Here is an 18,166-nt window from a genome sequence, read left to right on the forward strand (position 1 = left end):
TCCGTAACCCGCAACAATACCGCTTAACCCAGCGGCGAAAGTCTGACCTCGTTTACCTTTTCCCTTTCCGCCTTCTGTTAAAATAGCCCAAACTCATTTTTCAGGAAGAAACCATGCGTCAACGAACTATTGTCTGCCCCATCATTGAGAACGACGGGGCGTATCTGCTGTGCAAAATGGCCGATGACCGCGGCGTATTTCCCGGCCAGTGGGCGTTATCGGGCGGCGGGATGGAGCCGGGAGAAACCATGGAGCAGGCGCTGCGCCGTGAAATTCGCGAAGAGCTGGGCGACGCGCTGGAGATCACGGAGGTCAAACCCTGGGCGTTTCGCGACGACATTCGGGTGAAAACCTATGCCGATGGCACCACGGAAGAGATTTATATGATTTACCTGATTTTCGACTGCATCAGTGCAAATCGGCAGGTAACGTTTAACGACGAGTTTCAGGAGGTTGCCTGGGTCCGCCCGGAAGCGATCAAAGCACTGGATCTGAACGAAGCCACGCGCATTACCTTCGCACAGAAGGGGCTTCTTTAAGCGCCCACTGCCCGGGCGTTTTGCCGGTAAAGGCCCTGAAAACCTCAATAAACGCGCTGATACTGTTGTAGCCGCACGACAGCGCGATCCAGCCAACCGGTTTACCTGCTGCCAGCCACTCCATTGCCCGCATGACGCGGGCAAGTTGCCGCCAGTTAACAACGTTCATGCCCGTTTCCGCGCTAAACCGACGGTGGAATGTTCGCACGCTCATTCCCGCAAGGGAGGCATAGTGCTCAACCGTCTGGTTGTCGTCCACACGTTGCATCAGATGGCTGGCTACCTTCTTTAATCGGGGATCGGCTGGCATGGGCAGCAGATAGCGCACCTGACGGCCCCGCGCCAGTTCATCCAGCAGCAGGGCGAGCTTTCGCGGATCGTACCCGCTGCCTTCAGCATTTAAGCGTGAAAACAGCGCGCTGGTGAGCTCGTCGGGTTCGAAAAGCGTCGTTTCACCGGGCAGCGCTTCACACCCTGCGGGATCCAGATAGATCGCATGACCGTCAATCGCACTCCCGGAAAAGGCAGCATGCTCCTGACCGGGCGGGATCCAGCCGATATGTTGCGCCGGTACAACCGAACGCCCAGACGCTGTTTCGACAACCAGCAGACCCGTCGTAATCCGCCAGAGCTGACCGGCCTGATGGCTGTGCCACGGCGTATGGTATCCACCTGGATGCAAAAGTGTCTCGAAGCTGACCACGTTATTTGGCCGAAAATCGTTATTCATTGGCTTATTACAGAAACTACGTCTCTGTCTGTCAAGGATAATGGCGGCTCAACGCAATGAGGAGTCACCATGAACATCATCACCCGCCTGATTACCCAGTCTGACAATGCTAGTTTGCGTGAGGAAATGTCCCGTTTACTGACCGGCCTGTTTAAAGGCGAAATTGATCCGAAAGACGTTTTTTCGCCAGCGTATCAGCAGATCACGGACGGTCATTCTCTTGATTATTCTGGATTTATTCAGCACCTGGAGCACGTGCGTTCGCAGATCCGCGATATCGCCTTCCGCGTGGAACAGATAGGGTGTCATGACACACTGCTGGCTGACCGGCATATCGTGACCGTCACGTATCCCGAAGGCCATCAGGCTGAAATAGAGGTTTATATGTTTGCCACGCTATGTGCAGGAAAAATCTGCCGGATCCACGAAGTCACGCGAGTAGCCAACGGTGAAGCTTCTGCTCGCACGCTGGCCCATGCAACGCGCTAATGTTACTCAGCCGGTTGCGGTGCGCCGCTGAGATACACACTCACATAGCGCGTAAACTTCCCGATAAACACTCCGGCAAATACCCCGCCGGAGACTATCGCCAGCGCGCTCATGGCGGGCTGTTGCAACGTCTGGGGAGAGAGGGCGTTCATCACCCCCAGCACGTATTTCACCCCAAATGCCAGCATCATAAACGGCAGAGCCGTGTTGTCAGGCTGGCGATAAAGGGTACGCGGCGCGTCGGTGCGGGTGATGACCGTCTGCTTAATCAGCACATACCCCAGCGCCGCGCCCGCCACAATCCCCGCAACCCAAAGGGCCACCGTCGCGAGAGTAAGATCGCGATAAACCACCAGATCGTAGATATCCCAGATAAGAAAGATGGCAGGAATGATGGCCAGCCTTTCCAGCGTAATGGTGGCAGGCTTACGGGCATTGAGGCCGCGTGAGATAAGAAAGATAAACAGAACCCACACCCAGACGGGGGTGTGCGTGAGGATACCGATCAGAAATTCAAACATGGGATTCACCATGAACGCTTGCGGCGCTGGCCGCACTGCACAAGTAATGCGCATAACAGCACAGGTGCCATTATGCGCAGGTCTGTTACAGCGATTTTTTCAGGCGACGAACCGCCTCTTTCAGCTCTTCATCGGTTGGCGTGACAAACGACATGCGCAGCGTCGTATGGTCTGGCTCATTGCAATAGAAGAACTCACCCGGCACAAAAACCACGCCGTTGCTTAACGTTTTTTCCAGCCAGCGCGTGGTGTTGATGCCATTGTTCATTTTGGCCCACAGGAACATTCCACCCTTCGGCTTATGGAACGTCATGACATCACCCAGTTCCGCCTCCAGTTCATTTGCAAAGGTCTGGTATTTCTGGCGGTAGGCTTCACGGATCATTTTAATCTGATCGGCCAGACGACCGGTTTTCAGGTACTCGTAGGTCATCAGCTGTGACAGCGTGCTGGTGTGCAGATCGGTGGTTTGCTTGAGATTAACCACCGCGCGTTTCAGCCACTCCGGTACCAGCACCCAGCCCACACGAGTGCCCGGGGCGAGGATTTTGGAGAAGGTCGAGGTATAGACGACGTTCTCTTCGTTGCCGATATCTTTGGCATGGGCAATTAACGGGCGGAACACTTCATCGGTATAATTAATTTCGCTGTACGGATCGTCTTCGATAATAACGAAGTCATAGCGCTTCGATAATTCCACCAGTTGTTTACGACGCACCTCAGAAAGCGTTACCCCACCCGGGTTACCAAATGTCGGAACAATATAAACCGCCTTGATGGTTTTATTCGCCACCAGCGCTTCAAGTTCATCCACTTTCATTCCGTCGCCATCGGTGCCCACGGATTCAAATTTGGCCTGTGCCAGACCAAATACCTGCAGTGCCGCGAGATACGTTGGACGTTCGACGACGACGGTATCGCCCGGGTTAATTAACGCCCGCGCCAGCACGTCGAGAGATTGTTGCGAACCGGACGTAATGACCACGTCATCGGCCTTGCAGGAGATCCCACGGCCTTCACAGATGAGCTTAATTTCTTCACGTAGCCCCGGGATGCCTTCGGTCAGACCGTACTGAAAAGCTTCACCAAAATGCTGTGATAATACGGCATCAGCGGCAATTTTCAGGCCTTCATGATCGAACAGTGCAGGGTTAGGAATACCGCCACCCAGCGAAATCACCCCGGCCATTTTGCTATGTTTTAATAATTCACGGATGGCAGATGATTGCAGGCCCTGTGCGCTGCTGGCGAGTTTATTCACAGACATTCTTTGCTTACCTTCTTTTTTTATAATGTGCCTAATCTTAGTAGCATAAGTCTGCGGCTTTGATAATTACTTTTCTTCAACTGCATGGCCGAAATATTCCGCGCCCTGCAGAATATGCGCGACAAATTGCGTGAGCTTGGGTAGCGGACGTAAATCCTGGCGCCACAGCAAATGTACCGGTCGTGGCGCAGGCGTGTAGTTCTCCAGCACCTGCACCAGCCTGCCGCTCGCCAGCTCTTCCGCTACCAGCACTTCGGGTTGCAGTAATAATCCCGCCCCCGCTCTCGCCGCCATCCGTAGCCCATAGCCATCGTTGCAGCGCAGAATGGCATCGCGCTTCCAGCGCATCTCGCCTTCAACCCCCGGTAGCCGCCATTCGTTACGTGCGGTCCACACCGTGTGTGACAGGCAGAGATGATCCGCCAGATCGGCAGGCGTTCGCGGCGTGCCGTAACGCGCCAGATACGCCGGGGCCGCGCAGATCACCATTCGGTACGGGCAGAGGTACTTCGCCACCAGATCGTCGTTATGAATGTCACCGATGCGAATGGCCAGATCGACCCCTTCATCCACCAGATCCACCATCCGGTTGGTCAGATCCAGCTCCACGCGCACGTCCGGGTAGCGCTGCAAAAAGGTCGCGGTGAGAGGGGCTATCACACCCCCCCCAAACGAGGTGGGCGCCGTGACCCGCAAGGTCCCGGCTGGGGCGGCACGCAGTCGCTCAACCGCGCTTTCGGCGATAGAGACCTGCTCCAGCACCCGCTTCGCCTCGTCGAAATAGACCCGCCCGGCGTCCGTCAGACTTTGACGCCGCGTGTTTCGCTCCAGCAGCCGGGTGCCGAGCTGAGACTCCAGTAACGCTATGTACTTCCCCACCATCACCGCCGACATCTCCAGCCGGCCTGCCGCGCCGGTAAAACTGCCGCTCTCAACGACAGCAATGAAGGTCTCCATGCTGCGAAGCTTATCCATATTCCAAACCCCTGGTTAGCAATCCTCTAACTTTAGCCCAGTTTATCTGAGTTTTGATTTATTAAAGAATGAAGGCTCACAACCTAAGGAGTCAGCTATGAAAATCGTGATTATTGGTGCCAGCGGTACGGTCGGTCGTGCGGTAACAGAAGAGCTGAGCCGTCGCCACGACGTGATCCGCGTGGGTCGCACGCAGGGCGACTACCAGGTGGATATCACCTCTCAGGCCAGCGTGCAGGCATTGTTTGAAAACATCGGAGCGGTGGATGCGATTGTCTCTGCCAGTGGCGGCCTGCACTTCGGCCCGCTCGCGACCATGAAAGACAGCGATTTCAATCAGGGCTTGCAGGATAAGCTGCTGGGACAGGTTCGTCTGGCGTTGACCGGCCAGCATTACCTCAATGAAGGCGGCTCCATCACCCTGATAAGCGGGATCGTGGCGCATGAGCCTATCGCTCAGGGGGTGAATGCCACCACGGTGAACGCCGCTCTGGAAGGGTTTGTCCGCGCTGCGGCCTGTGAACTGCCGCGCGGGATCCGCATCAACCTGATTAGCCCGACGGTACTTACCGAATCAGCGGAAGCGTACGAAGGCTTCTTCCCGGGCTTTGAAAGTGTTCCCGCCGCAACGGTGGCGCAGGCCTATCGTCGCAGCGTGGAAGGGGTGCAGAATGGACGGGTGTATAAAGTGGGTTACTGAGTCTTAGCGGCAGAAATCAGGACCAGCATCGGACGTTCCGCCTCTTCGGCCAGCGCGGGCCAGGCATCAATTTGTGCCTGCGTTGGTCCCCATTCGTTCACTTCCGTTATTGTCAGCCCCGCCTTAATAAGCGCATTGAGCGTGGTACCGAGCGTACGGTGGTATTTGATCACCCCGTCTGCCAGCCAGTTGCTGACGCGCTCGCCCTCATCCTGATAGCGATTAACACCCCAGAAACGCTCGCCGTTGTCGTCGGTCAACCAGCCCTGACGTGAGGCGCAGGTGTAAATCGGATGTTCCATTGAAAAGACGAGGCTGCCACCGGGTTTAAGCGCCCGCCGGATTTTCTCAAACAGGGTCTCCAGCGCCGGCAGGTAGTGCAGCGCCAGTGAACTGTAGATCAAATCAACGCTGTGCTCAGGTAACGCCAGAGATGCCAGATCGCTGCGCTGATAGTGAATTTTCGCGTCATCCGTCAGTTCAGCCGCCCGGGCGAGCATCTTTTCGGAGAGATCAACACCGGTCACTTCTGCCGCCCCCAGCGCGCGTGCAGCGCGACAGAACCAGCCGTAACCGCAGCCAAGATCGATAACTGACTTGCCGGATAACGGTGGCAGCATGCTTTTCAGCGCAGGCCATTCCGGTGCGCCGTCCAGACCCTGCACCGAACGCGGTAGCCGGGCATAGCCTTCAAAAAACGCCGGGTTGTCGTAGATGTTTTGTGCCATGACGGACTCCTTTATCGCAACAGAGGCGAGGGTAAAACACCCCTCGCCCGTTGACAACATACCCGTCTGAAAATCAGAGCCTGCGCCGGATCTTCTCCACCATGGCGGCAGTCGAAATCCCGTAACGCGCGTGAAGGGTCGGTAGCGCACCCGCATCAAGGAACGCATCCGGCAACGCAACGGTGTCAAAGTCGACGTTAACGCGATGGCGCATCAACAGCGACGCCACGGCTTCACAAAGCCCGCCAACGCTACTGTGGTTTTCAGCCACAATAACCAGACGTCCGGGTTTCGCGGCTTGCGCCAGAATGGTCGCTTCATCCAGGGGCTTAATCGTGGGTGAGTGAAGTACCGCCACGCTGACATTATCCTTGCGCAACTGCTTTGCCGCCTCCAGTGCGCGCATGGTCATCAGGCCTGAGGCGATAATCAGCACATCACTGCCCTCTTCCAGCAGCGCGGCTTTGCCTATTTCAAACCGGTAATTGTACTGATCCAGCACCACCGGAACCTTACCGCGTAACAAACGCATATAAACCGGCCCTTCGTGGCTGGCAATGGCAGGCACCGCCTGTTCGGTGTCAATCGCATCGCAAGGATCGATAATGGTCATGCCCGGAATGCCGCGCATGATCGCAATATCTTCCGTTGCCTGATGGCTTGGCCCGTAGCCGGTGGTCAACCCCGGCAGCGCGGCGCAAATCTTGACGTTGAGGTGTTCCTCAGCAATGACCTGATGAATAAAATCGTAGGCACGGCGGGTGGCGAACACGGCATAGGTGGTGGCAAAGGGAATAAAGCCCTCTTTGGCCATCCCACCTGCCGCCCCCATTAACAGCTGTTCCGCCATTCCCATCTGGAAGAAACGTTCAGGGTATGCCTGGGCAAAGATATGCAGGTCGGTATATTTCGACAAATCTGCCGTCATGCCGACAATGTTCTGACGCTGAGCCGCCAGTTTCACCAGCGCGTGGCCAAACGGCGCGGCCCGGGTTTCCTGCCCTTCCTCTGCAATCGAGGCAATCATGGCGGAGGTGGTTAAACGCGGTTTATTTTCGACGGGCTGGCTCATTACAGGACTCCTTCTGGTTTATTCGCATCGAGCACGGCGAGCGCCTGTTGCCACTCATCGGCATCCACGCGAATAAAATGGTTCTTGTCACGCTGCTCGAGGAAAGGTACGCCCTTGCCCATCAGCGTGTCGCACAAGATGACGCGCGGCTGTTGTTCGGGATAGCGTCTGGCATTATCAAACGCCGACACCAGCGCGGGGATATCGTTACCGTTAACGCGTTGTACATACCAGCCAAAGGAGGTCCACTTATCTTCCAGCGGCTCAAAACCGAGGATGTTATGTGAATTACCGTCCGCCTGTTGCCGGTTAATGTCCACCAGCACAATCAGGTTCGAGAGCCCATGATGCGCGGCTGACATGGCGGCTTCCCAGGTCGAACCTTCGTCCAGCTCACCGTCAGACATGGAGTTAATTACCCACGCCGTGCTCTGTTTGTGTTTCAGCCCCAGCGCCATTCCCACACCAATGCTGAGTCCCTGCCCCAGAGAACCGCCGGAGATCTCCATGCCGGGTGTATACGTTGCCATGCCGGACATCGGCAGGCGGCTGTCATCCGAGCCGTAGGTTTCAAGTTCCTCTTCAGGAACGATCCCCGCCTCGATCAGCGCCGCATAATACGCAATGGCGTAATGTCCGTGGGAGAGCAGGAAGCGGTCGCGGCCTTCCCACTCCGGCTCCTGAGCCCTGAAGGTCATACCGTGCGCAAATGCAGTTGCCAGCACGTCGGCATAGCCCAGCGCCTGACCGATATAGCCCTGACCTTGTACTTCGCCCATTCGCAGCGCGTAGCGGCGAATGCGCCACGCGGCCGCGGCAACCTGTTGAACTGTCGTATTCGTCATTCTCGTCTCCCCTTAATGGATCAGCATGCCGCCGTTCACGTCGAGCGTGATACCGGTGGAATAAGAAGAGAGATCGCTCCCCAGGAACAGCGCGGCACGGGCAACATCCTGTGCATCACCAAGACGGTTGAGCGGAATACCCGCCAGAATGGCGGTTTTCATCTCATCGCTCAGCTTGCCAGCGGTGATGTCCGTCTGGATAAGCCCCGGGGTGATGCAGTTCACACGCACGTTATCCGGCCCAAGCTCACGGGCCATGGCTTTGGCCAGCCCCAGCACGCCGGCTTTTGCAGCGCTGTAGTGCGGGCCGCCAAAAATACCGCCGCCGCGCTGTGCCGAAACTGAAGAGATACAGACAATGCTGCCGGACTTCTGCGCGCGCAGAGTGGGAATCACCGCCTGGGACATCAGCAGCGTACCGCGCAGGCTGACATCCAGTACGGCATCGTAATTGTCGCGCTTAATATCCATCAGTTTGAGCGGCTGGGTTATCCCGGCGTTATTCACCAGAATGTCGATGCGCCCATATTTACCCAGAACCTGCTCAATGGCTGCGTTCACCTGCAACTCGTTGCTGACGTTTGCCGCAAGCCCCAGATGCCCTTCACCCAGAGATGCAGCCGCACGCTGGCTGGCCTCGGCATCTAAATCAATAATGACCACTTTCGCGCCCTGCTCGGCATATAATTTTGCCGTGGCGAAACCCAAACCGCGCACAGAAGCCGCGCCGGTAATCACGGCGACTTTATCTTTCAGAAGCATATATTTACTCCAGTATTGTAAGAGAGGTTTTATTTATTATTTCGGTTCTTCCAGCAAGATAATCATGACTAATCCAATTGCTGCGCAAATACCGAAATAAATAAAGACAGAATTAAAGCTTCCTGTTTTATCCAGCAGATAACCTGCCAGCATCGGCGAAACAAATCCGCCGAGATTACCGCCGCTATTAATAATTGATGCGGCGATGGGATACGTTTTGCTGTCCGCGACGGCCATTCCATAAGCGGTGAAGGCGGGCCAGCCTATATTCAGACAGAGACCAACAAAAAAGAGGCCGACACAAACCGCAACGGTGCTTTGCGGGATATTCAGCATGATGACCATCATCAGTACGGTGCTGATGGCTGTAAACATCATGGTCGGTTTACGCCTGCGCCCGAGCCATTTATCGGAGACATAGCCGCCAAAAATCGCGCCGATAAAACCGCCGATACACGGCATACTCGCGACGAGGCCCATGCTCATGAACGTAAAGCCTTTTTCTTTCACCAGATAAAGCGGTATCCAGGTCAACAGGCCATACAGCACGCTGACCATCATGAAGTAGGCCACACAGTCACCGAGAATATTTTTCGATGTGAACAGACCTTTTACCGTGCTGATGGGCGACAGATCCCGTACGCGAATCAGACGGTCAAGGCGGGAGAAGCCGGGGGAAATCACGATATTTTCCCGTCTGGCATCCGGTGTCGCCTGACCTGCGGTAATGGTCTCCAGTTCGCCCTTTGACACGAAAGGGCTCTCGGAAGGCCGGGTACGTACCAGTAAATACCACAGGACAGCAATGACCAGCCCCGGAATGGCAAAAGAGAAAAAGACCCAGCGCCAGCCCCATGTCATGGCAATCCACACTGCCAGCGGCGGCACCAGGATGGGGGCAAACATGGTGGCAGCAATATAGACGCCGGTCGCCGTGGCCTTCTCTTTTGGTGGAAACCAGTTATTGATCGTTGATGCCAACCCCACCGGGCATGGCCCCTCGGTTAACCCCAGCCCCAGGCGGATAAACTTCAGGCCCAGCACTGAGGTCGCAGTCCCCATCAACCAGGTAAACGCCGAGAAGCCAAATATCGACAGCGCCACCATCCCGCGAATACCCTTTTTGGCGATAAAAAAGCCCGCCGGTATTTGGCTCAGGGCGTATCCCAAAAAGAACATACTGGCGATCGCACCGGCTTCGAAATTATTGATATGAAACTCGTCGATGATAAAAGGAAGTACAGCACCAATATTTGTTCGGTCGGCATAGTTAATGGCATACACAATAAAAATTAATGCCAGTACAACGAAACGGTAATTGGTTTTCTTTGTCGCTATGTAGGGGGCAACTTGTTCTATACGAGACATGTTTTACCTCATTATTCGAACAACGTGAGTCGTTTTATTTATGCGTTCAACGTCAATATATCGGCTATCGAACGAAACACCATTCAATAAAACTCATTTATTACTGAGATAAATTTGATACGCGATACAGGTCATAAAAATAAAATGTAATCCTCATCGATATTCATCGATAAAACACTGTGAACAGGATCATGTTTAATCCATTCAGCCGGGTAAAAATTGCTGACGCGATGCCGCAATGTTATGTTTTTTAAAATTGTCTCGTTTGAAAGGAGTGGGCCATGCCCGCGCAGGATCGCCAGACCCTCCCCATACCCTCGCTGCGAAATATTCAGTCCTTTATCGCCGTGGCCAACTCTCTCAGTATCCATCTGGCGGCCGAACAGCTTAACGTCACCGCGTCAGCCGTCAGTCATCAGATCGCCTCGCTGGAATCCTGGATGGGGAAGAAGTTATTTATCCGCAGCGGCAAAGGCGTGACCCTGACCCCGACGGGGGAAAAATATCTGCGCGACGTCTCCGCAGCGATGAGCGCCATCGGCCGTGCAACTGAACAGGTGATGAAAGAGGCCGATAATCCGGTATTGCGCGTTCACTCTTCACCAACGTTTGGCCTGACGTGGTTATTGCGCCGGCTCGGCAAATTTCGCAGTGAATACCCGGATATTACGGTCAATCTTTCCTGCTCCTATGAGAACCTGCAGTTTGCACGCGATAACATCGATATTGATATTCGCCACGGCATCCCGGACTGGGACGCTTACAGGGTCATGACCATTAAAAACGATGCGCTGGTGGTGCTGGCGTCACCGGCATATCTGCGTGCACATCCCGTCAACACGCCGCAGGACCTGCTTTCACAGGCGCTTATCTCGTCGACCAGCACCCTCGTCAACTGGGAAAAATGGTTTGCCTGGCACAATATCGACCGCCCCTGGCTCAACTTCAGCCTGAGTTTTGATCGTTCCTACATGAGCTTTGAAGCCGCGCGTATGGGGCTGGGATTTATTCTGGAAAGCAAGATGATGGCCACCGATCACCTGAACGATGGCTCCCTGGTGCAGGTGCTACCAGATGAAACGGGGATCGCCATTAATGCGCATCATCTGGTGATGCCGCACATGAACGAGCGCACCTGGAAGATCCAGCAGTTTGTTGAGTGGATTGATCGCGAGCTGCGTCTGTCGGGGTATCACCTGTAGCAATACCCCGACGTGGCGTCAGGAGACGGTGCCCCACACAAGATGGCCCTTATGGAAGGTCGCGGTACGCGGTGAAATCCGCGCCACGGCCTCGGCGGAACAGGAAGCGTCCACCAGCACAAAGCTGGCATCGTCCTGCGCTTTGGGCCACACGCGCTCGCCTTTGTCGTTCAACGGCAGCACATCACCGGTAGCGATACCCAGCGCGCGGGAGAGCGTCTGTTCATTCGGGCGAATATAGAGCTGGGCGTAAAGATTGGCTTTTTCCAGCATATCGCCCAGTCCATACGGCGACCAGTGGTCAATGACGCTGTCGGTGCCGGTCATGACGAACACCCCCTTGTCACGGAGTTGCTTCAGCGGCATATGCAGGGTGCCAATCGGCACCGTAGAGGCAATGGTCACCTGCTGCGCCGCCATGCGGGTGGCGATTTCATCGACCTGCTGCTCGTTGAGCGTGGCCAGCGCGAAGGCGTGGCTGATGGTCAGTTTCCCCTTCAGCGCGGGCGTTTTCTCCACGGTCTCTACCATGTAGTTCACCGCCGCGACGCCTGCCGGGCTGGTTTCATGCAGGTGGATGTCCACCCCTTTGTCATAATCCAGCGCAATCTGGAACATCGTGTCGAGGGATTTTTCCATCGCACCGTCCACGTTAGTCGGATCCAGACCGCCCACGTAGTGTGCGCCAGCCTGCATGGCCTCGCGCATCAGCGTTTCGGAGTGCGACAACAGCAAGCCGTGCTGCGGGAAGGCGACAATTTCACAGTCAAACCCCGGCTTGCGGCGCGCTAAGACGGCCTGGAGATTTTCCAGATTCTTCAGGCCGGATGTCGGCTCAATATTGCAGTGGCTGCGGGCGAGGGTGGAGCCTTTCGACTGGATCAGATCGATAAGCTTTTCCGCACGCTCCTGCGTGTAGGGCTGTAACTCTGGCAGCAATTTTTGTTCAAGACGGATCATGTCCTGAATGGTCGTGCCCGCCGGGCGGTTAAGGGAATGCCAGGGACCGCCGTAAAAGGTTTTATCCAGGTGGATATGCATGTCGCGCATCGCCGGCAGCATCAGCTTACTGCCTGCATCATAGTGTGGCAGTGTGGCATCGCCATGGCTTTTGTTATCACGCAGGGCGACAATTTTGCCGTCATTAATTTCGAGTGTTTTCAGTTCGGTGCGGGTGCTTGTCGCCACGCCGCCGTCAACGTTGAACCCGGCCTCCAGCAGCACGTTATCCAGGTAGTAGTGTCTGGCGGTAATGTTCATCGGTTTGCCTGTCTCACAACGTGGTTTCGCGGTCTCTGCAGCATACGCGACGGAGCCGGTGGTGCCAAACAGGGCGCAGGCGGTAACCATTTTGCCGCTCTGGCTAATAAACTCGCGTCGGCTTTTATTCTCACTCATCTTCTCTTCCTTTTACTTACGCATTCACAATGTGGGTACCGGTCTCACCGCGCAGCGCCGCAGGCAGGCAGTCCGGCGAGGTGATGACCACGCGCTTGCCGCCGTCGTTCAGAAACGCCAGCGAGGCGACGATCTTCGGCAGCATGCTGCCCGCCGGGAAGTGCCCCTCCGCCACGTAGCGTTTCATCTGCGCCACATTCACCGTATCCAGCGCCTGCTGGTCCGGCTTACCAAAGTTGATGCACACTTTCTCCACCCCGGTGGTGATCACCAGCACGTCGGCATGGATCTCGCGGGCCAGCAGCGCGGTCGAGAGATCTTTATCAATCACCGCATCGACGCTCTGGTAATCTCCCTGCACTGTGCGCACCACCGGAATACCACCACCGCCCGCCCCGATCACCACAAAGCCTTTTTGCGTCAGGGTCTTGATAGCCTCCGCTTCAACGATACGCAGCGGCTGCGGCGAGGCCACCACCCGGCGATAACCGCGCCCGGCGTCTTCAACAAAATGCCAGTCAGGATGGGCGTGCTGGAGCGCATCACGCTGCGTCTCACTGAAAAACGCGCCGATAGGTTTGGTGGGATGGGCGAAACCCGGATCGTGTTTATCCACTTCCACCTGCGTGACGACCGTGACCGCTTTTTGCTCGCCGTGGGCGGCCATGCGGTTATTGAGTGCCTGCTGGATCAGGTAGCCGATACCGCCCTGGGTATCCGCCACGCAGTTTGCCAGCGGCGTGAGGGGTAGCCCTTCCCGCTCGTGAGCAATTTCAGCGCGGCGCAGATCCAGCCCCACCTGGGGGCCGTTACCGTGAGTGAGCACGATGTCGTAGTCAGACGCCAGCATCTCCAGCACTGACTCTGCAACCAATTTCACGGCCTGTGACTGGTGTTCAATGGACTGACTGGCGTTATCTTTGATAATGCTGTTGCCGCCAATGGCGACGACCATGAGCTCTTTCATAGTGTTTCCTTTGAAATGGTGCGGGGTGAGGACATCAGCCATTATCAGGACTCCGAAACCGGCGCTGCCGCGCTCACCGCGTCGCGGCTATCAAGAAAATGTTTCACCACAAACATGCCCCCCATCATCAGGTAGGCCGTGACAAACATCAGCGAACTGCCTTCGGCAAAGCCAACCGCTGGCGCGTGGATCACGCCGAACAGCGCCAGCAACGCCCCAACGGCGGCGGCCACGGCTCCGCGCAGCGGTTTGTTGATGATGGCGAAGATAGCGATGCAGCCCCACAGCATGCTGGCGAGCGGTGCGCCGTTACCCAGATGCACCAGTCCCTGGTAGTAGATACCTTTGCTGTGCAGCACTTCGGTGCCAATTTTCGCCGCACTGGTCCCCGCCGCGCCCATCACGCTGTTCATCATGGTCAGCGCCCAGTTGGCGATCCACGGGAACAGGCAGATGAAGATCACGGGGACCTCCACTTTGGGCGTTTCCCTTACTACCTGGTTGGCGGTCACCACCCCGATAAACACCAGAATCGGCACGATGGCAGTCATCGGTATGATGGCGAGCATAAACGCCCCCAGCCCGAACAGCGGCACGATAAACATGGTCACACCGGAGGCCAGCGTGTAGCCAATGCTGGCCCCCATCGCTTTCCAGCCCGCGTGGCCGACGTAAACCGTCACCGGGAACGGGTTACCCATCAGACACCCGAGCATGGAGGCCAGCCCGTTTGCCAGCATCACCTTGCGGGTCGGGTACTCATCCCCCGCCGCGTGGGCGCTTTCGATGTTTTCCAGGTCAAAAATGTAGTTCGCCAGACCCAGCGGGACGGCAGAGGCCAGGTACGGTAATGCGTGCGGCAGTCCCTGCATAAAGCTGTCGACATGCACTTCCGGCGGGTTAAAGCCAAACGACGACATCGAGGCTTTGATGGCCTCCGGGCTCTGCAGACCGGAGATCCACGCCAGCGCGGTACCGGCAATCAGCAAGAGCAGGCCGGTCGGGATTTTGGCGAAGATCGGCTTTTTACCAAACCAGTTAATAAAGATCAGCAGCAGCACGATGAACGACACGGTAGGTGCCTCAAACGCCTGCAGCATCGGGTTCATCGCCAGCAGCAGCAGGCCCAACCCGGACAGGCAAGACAACAGGACGGTACGCGGGATCATCTTGCGGATGGTTTCCCCCAGGAACGAACCGCCCGCCAGAATCATCGCCTCCACGAAGCACCACACCAGACCAATCTGGATAGCGAAATCCGCATCACCGGTTTGCTGGTAGACCGGCATCAGCACCAGAAAGGTCACGGTGAAAATTGACGGCGCGCTTGGGCCAGACGGCAGCGCGGTGACATCCGTACGCCCGGTCTGGCGCGCCATCTGCAGGCCAAACCACGCGTAGCAGACGCTCGCGACCAGCACCGCCAGCCCGAAGGCTGGCGCAATGCGTCCATAAACAATCTCCTTCGGGATGCCGACGACAAAAATGAGCAGCCCCATCATGGTCAGCAAATTGGTCAGGTTGTTGGTCATCAACCCGAAATACGCCGCCCAGTCACCTCTTTTCCACTCCAGTTTCATGTTTTTCATGGATGCATGCCTTATAAAAAGTAGCGATCGCGGAAGGTCAACAGCGCCTTTTCAAAACAGCTAAACGGCGGGTGAACGATGCCCGCCCCAATCATGCCAATGCCTGCGTCTTTGTGCGCAATGGCGGTGTTGATGACCGGCAGAATGCCGCTGCCCGCGACTTTTGTGATGTCGATGGCGGTTGGAATGCCCATAAACGAGAGCAGCGGAATGGTGACGTTCGGGTTTTCGCCGAGGGTGATCTCGCGCATCTGACGGGAGAAATCGATGGCTTCATCCACCGTGCCACCCACCAGTGCCACAATCGCCGGGGCTGTGGCCATCGCAAAACCACCGATACCGTAGGTTTCGGTAATGGCGCTGTCGCCAATATCCAGCCCGGAGTCTTCCGGCCTGTAGCCCGCGAACATGGGCCCTATCACCTGCTGCGCCGGGCCGGTGAACCACTGCCCCGGCAGCCCGGAGATGCGCAGGCCGAACTCGTAGCCGTTACGCGCCATGGTGGTGACCACGGTGCTGTACTCAATACCGTGTGCGGCATCCATGGCGGCTTTACACATCGCCATCCACGTCGGGCCGGAGAAGTAATCGCTGCTGGCGACGAACTCAAACACCTCACGCTGCTGTGCCACCGGATACCCGGCCTGAATCAGCCCGGGCGTCAACGCCTGGATCAGCAGCGTGGTGCCGGCGTTGTTGCGGTTATGACACTCGTCGCCCATGTGCAGCGCCTGGGCCAGCATCAGGCGCAGGTCGATTTCACCAATGATTTTCATGGCATCGCGCAGCATCGGGCCGAGCACGTCACGCATCCAGTTCAGGCGGTCAATAACGCTCTGGTCGTTGGCGCCCATGCGCAGGATCTTCGCCATCTGCTCGCTAAGGTTAGTGAACGCCCGGTTGCCGTAGGTTTTGTTCTCAACGATGTGCATAAACATCGATGCCGAAGTGACGCCCGCCATTGAGCCTACGCAGTCATGCTCGTGACAGGGCGAGAAGGTGATCGCCCCTGACGCCGCCACGCGCTCCGCGTCGTCGATATCGCGTGCCAGCCCTTCAAACACCAGCGCCCCGGTCACGGCCCCTTTCATTGCGCCACACATGTTTTCCCAGCTGACGGGCGGACCGGCGTGCAGAATGGTGGTACGGGTCATGCCCGGCACAACGTTGATCGCCTGGTCGTAGCCCACCAGCACCGGATGGGACTGGATAATGCGCTCAAGGGCAATCTTATTGGCGGCGGCGATTTTGTCAGCCAGTGGCGCAAGGGCCAGCTGATCCAGCGCCTCTACAACCTGCAAATTCCCCTGCCCCGGCGGCGTCCAGTCGAGCTGGGTCACGGGGATATGCTGCTTTTTGAGATCCGCACTGAACAGCGCGATACCGACGTTAATCACGTTCAACGGCTGGTTAAATAAGGTCGTCATCAGGCAGTCTCCCCTTTAAAGACAAATTCACGTGCCAGTAATCCGGTGTTGGTGCTGCTGCTCGCCCAGATCACCCCTGCCTCGGTCAGAAGCTGACACTGCTGTGCCAGGGACGGTGAGTCCTGGTCGGTTCCGAGCACATAGCCGAGAATTGCCAGCGGACGGTTATCGGCTTTCGCCGTCGCCTGCGCCTCTTTTATGGCCTCAAGCATCACGCCGACCGGATCCTCGTGCGCGCCAAAGCCCAGAACAAAGTCCATCACGATCACCCCCACCTCGGGGTCACGCGCCTCCTGCAACAGGCGGCTGATGCGGTTGGTCGGATCGATCATCGGGTGCGGTTTGCCGTGGGTGAAATCGTCATCGCCAAAATCAAGGAAGGTGTGGGCTTTACTGACGTTGATATCGTCCAGCCGTTTCGCCGGATCGGGTTGAATGTTGCTGTAGACGTCGTCGAACTTTTCCAGCGCGGCGAACATGGCCTCATCGCAAAGGGTGCCGCCGCAGAACAGGCCGCGGATGTATTTCTGCTGGGGTGTCAGCCGGGCACGCACCTCTTCGATCAGTGGCCAGTTCAGCGGATGCAGGTCGAGAGACTCTTTTTTCACCCCCGTTAACAGCACGGCCTTCAGCGCCGCCTCTTTGGTGCCATGGGCGAACTGCAGGTTGCCTTCATCAGCCGGCGGCTGATGACGACCGAGGAAACAGACCACCACCGGTTTGCGGCAGGTGCGGGCGCGGGCCAGCACTTTTTCTGCCACCGACGGCGCAGGCGGTTTAGAGATGAGGGTAATCACCTGGGTGGCGTCGTCAGCGTCCAGCATCGCGATGGCATCCAGCATCATCAGGCCACCTATCTTTTCGCTCAGATCGCGCCCGCCGGTGCCAATCAGCTGCGACACGCCGCCGCCGAATTCATGGATCCGCACGCTCAGCTCCTGGCTGCCGGTCCCGGACGCCCCGATAATACCGATCGGTCCGCGGCGCACCGCATTGGCGAAGCACAGCCCGGTACCGTTGATAATGGCCGTGCCGCAGTCCGGCCCCATCATCAGCAGCCCTTTCTGGTGTGCCAGCTGCTTCAGCGCCAGTTCATCATCAAGGCTGACGTTGTCGGAGAAGAGCATGACGTTGAGATCGTTTTCCAGCGCCTGACGTGCTTCGCGGGCGGCAAACGTGCCGTTTACCGAAATCACCGCCAGGTTGCTCTCAGGGCGATGGGTTTTCGCACTGGCAAGGGTGGCATAACGTGCTTCATGGCTCCCGCCGCTCTCCTTGCGGGTGAAAAGCGCTTCGATGGCTGCCAGCGTTTCGTCATTCGCCGCCTCGCCTTTAATCACGATCATTAAGTCGCCGTTTTTGGCATCCGCTAATTCCGGCGTTAATAGCCCGAGATTTTTTAATACGCCTTTGTTCATTTCTGTCGCCATAGCCACAAAAGCCTGCTCAACGCCCGGCAATTTATTGGCCCTGGTGGAAACCGACATCAATGACACCGAGTCAAAATAAGTATTCTTTTTTATGACGATTTTGGTGGGCATTATTTTCTCCTGAATGAGGATAAAAGGGGGCCGCCGTCGTGCTGTA

Annotated in this window: 18 protein-coding genes; 4 read left to right on the forward strand and 14 right to left on the reverse strand. The window is 56.8% G+C overall.

The annotated features are described in order from the left end of the window. The first annotated feature begins 113 nt into the window (after positions 1-113). Positions 114-539 carry a nucleoside triphosphatase NudI gene (nudI, locus tag AB6731_RS19375; protein ID WP_040018949.1) on the forward strand — a complete coding sequence of 142 codons (426 nt, stop codon included), beginning with the start codon at positions 114-116 and terminating at the stop codon, positions 537-539. Here nudI and AB6731_RS19380 read toward each other — a convergent pair. Next, a complete protein-coding gene (locus AB6731_RS19380) occupies positions 511-1,269 on the reverse strand; it encodes a helix-turn-helix domain-containing protein (RefSeq protein ID WP_236918381.1) in 759 nt (252 codons plus the stop codon). The genes nudI and AB6731_RS19380 overlap by 29 nt on opposite strands. 69 nt (positions 1,270-1,338) lie before the next feature. Between AB6731_RS19380 and AB6731_RS19385 the strand changes: the two genes are divergently transcribed. Continuing rightward, positions 1,339-1,758 carry a hypothetical protein gene (locus AB6731_RS19385; protein ID WP_040018948.1) on the forward strand — a complete coding sequence of 140 codons (420 nt, stop codon included), beginning with the start codon at positions 1,339-1,341 and terminating at the stop codon, positions 1,756-1,758. Positions 1,759-1,760: 2 nt separating this feature from the next. On the opposite strand, the gene AB6731_RS19390 is transcribed toward AB6731_RS19385, so the two are convergent. From AB6731_RS19390 to AB6731_RS19400, 3 genes are all read right to left on the reverse strand, one after another. Then, on the reverse strand, positions 1,761-2,279 hold the full coding sequence (locus AB6731_RS19390; protein WP_181012741.1) for a DUF6622 family protein: 519 nt from the start codon (positions 2,277-2,279) through the stop codon (positions 1,761-1,763). 85 nt (positions 2,280-2,364) lie between these two features. Beyond that, positions 2,365-3,546: a PLP-dependent aminotransferase family protein gene (locus AB6731_RS19395; RefSeq protein ID WP_044868553.1), complete on the reverse strand. Its 1,182-nt coding sequence runs from the start codon at positions 3,544-3,546 to the stop codon at positions 2,365-2,367. 66 nt (positions 3,547-3,612) lie between these two features. Then, complete coding sequence (locus AB6731_RS19400; RefSeq protein ID WP_047366119.1) at positions 3,613-4,521, reverse strand: LysR family transcriptional regulator; 909 nt, start codon at positions 4,519-4,521, stop codon at positions 3,613-3,615. Between the two features lie 97 nt (positions 4,522-4,618). Here AB6731_RS19400 and AB6731_RS19405 point away from each other — a divergent pair, with 97 nt between their 5' ends. Then, positions 4,619-5,221 carry a short chain dehydrogenase gene (locus tag AB6731_RS19405; RefSeq protein ID WP_025203409.1) on the forward strand — a complete coding sequence of 201 codons (603 nt, stop codon included), beginning with the start codon at positions 4,619-4,621 and terminating at the stop codon, positions 5,219-5,221. Here AB6731_RS19405 and AB6731_RS19410 read toward each other — a convergent pair. The 5 genes from AB6731_RS19410 to AB6731_RS19430 all read right to left on the reverse strand — a co-directional run bounded on the left by AB6731_RS19410 (position 5,215) and on the right by AB6731_RS19430 (position 9,996). Continuing rightward, a complete protein-coding gene (locus AB6731_RS19410) occupies positions 5,215-5,949 on the reverse strand; it encodes a methyltransferase domain-containing protein (protein ID WP_371006679.1) in 735 nt (244 codons plus the stop codon). The two genes, AB6731_RS19405 and AB6731_RS19410, sit on opposite strands and share 7 nt — an antisense overlap. A 73-nt stretch (positions 5,950-6,022) precedes the next feature. After that, the gene (locus tag AB6731_RS19415; RefSeq protein WP_020883880.1) at positions 6,023-7,021 is read right to left on the reverse strand and encodes a transketolase family protein; all 999 of its coding nucleotides are present in this window, start codon (positions 7,019-7,021) and stop codon (positions 6,023-6,025) included. Further along, a complete protein-coding gene (locus AB6731_RS19420) occupies positions 7,021-7,866 on the reverse strand; it encodes a transketolase (RefSeq protein WP_020883879.1) in 846 nt (281 codons plus the stop codon). The genes AB6731_RS19415 and AB6731_RS19420 overlap by 1 nt, the downstream gene beginning before the upstream one ends. Before the next feature lie 12 nt (positions 7,867-7,878). Next, entirely contained in the window at positions 7,879-8,628 is a 750-nt protein-coding gene (locus tag AB6731_RS19425; RefSeq protein WP_073396522.1) for an SDR family NAD(P)-dependent oxidoreductase, read from the reverse strand. Positions 8,629-8,664: 36 nt separating this feature from the next. Next, positions 8,665-9,996 carry an MFS transporter gene (locus tag AB6731_RS19430; protein ID WP_014171298.1) on the reverse strand — a complete coding sequence of 444 codons (1,332 nt, stop codon included), beginning with the start codon at positions 9,994-9,996 and terminating at the stop codon, positions 8,665-8,667. 281 nt (positions 9,997-10,277) lie between these two features. On the opposite strand from AB6731_RS19430, the gene AB6731_RS19435 reads away from it, so the two are divergent. After that, on the forward strand, positions 10,278-11,198 hold the full coding sequence (locus AB6731_RS19435) for a LysR substrate-binding domain-containing protein (RefSeq protein ID WP_020883878.1): 921 nt from the start codon (positions 10,278-10,280) through the stop codon (positions 11,196-11,198). Positions 11,199-11,216: 18 nt separating this feature from the next. On the opposite strand, the gene AB6731_RS19440 is transcribed toward AB6731_RS19435, so the two are convergent. Genes AB6731_RS19440 through fdrA form a run of 5 tightly spaced genes read right to left on the reverse strand, consistent with a single transcriptional unit; the run spans position 11,217 to position 18,120 of the window. Then, complete coding sequence (locus tag AB6731_RS19440) at positions 11,217-12,596, reverse strand: amidohydrolase family protein (protein ID WP_020883877.1); 1,380 nt, start codon at positions 12,594-12,596, stop codon at positions 11,217-11,219. 16 nt (positions 12,597-12,612) lie between these two features. After that, positions 12,613-13,563 (reverse strand): carbamate kinase family protein, encoded by a 951-nt coding sequence (locus AB6731_RS19445; RefSeq protein WP_032678821.1) that lies wholly within the window; start codon positions 13,561-13,563, stop codon positions 12,613-12,615. 44 nt (positions 13,564-13,607) lie between these two features. Further along, positions 13,608-15,152 (reverse strand): xanthine permease, encoded by a 1,545-nt coding sequence (locus AB6731_RS19450; RefSeq protein ID WP_371006680.1) that lies wholly within the window; start codon positions 15,150-15,152, stop codon positions 13,608-13,610. 11 nt (positions 15,153-15,163) lie between these two features. After that, a complete protein-coding gene (locus AB6731_RS19455; protein ID WP_032680426.1) occupies positions 15,164-16,579 on the reverse strand; it encodes a DUF1116 domain-containing protein in 1,416 nt (471 codons plus the stop codon). Beyond that, the gene (gene fdrA, locus AB6731_RS19460; protein ID WP_371006681.1) at positions 16,579-18,120 is read right to left on the reverse strand and encodes an acyl-CoA synthetase FdrA; all 1,542 of its coding nucleotides are present in this window, start codon (positions 18,118-18,120) and stop codon (positions 16,579-16,581) included. The genes AB6731_RS19455 and fdrA overlap by 1 nt, the downstream gene beginning before the upstream one ends. Between the last annotated feature and the right edge of the window lie 46 nt (positions 18,121-18,166).

The organism is Enterobacter sp. RCC_40 (genome assembly GCF_041360735.1).
Taxonomy (GTDB): Bacteria; Pseudomonadota; Gammaproteobacteria; order Enterobacterales; family Enterobacteriaceae; genus Enterobacter; species Enterobacter ludwigii.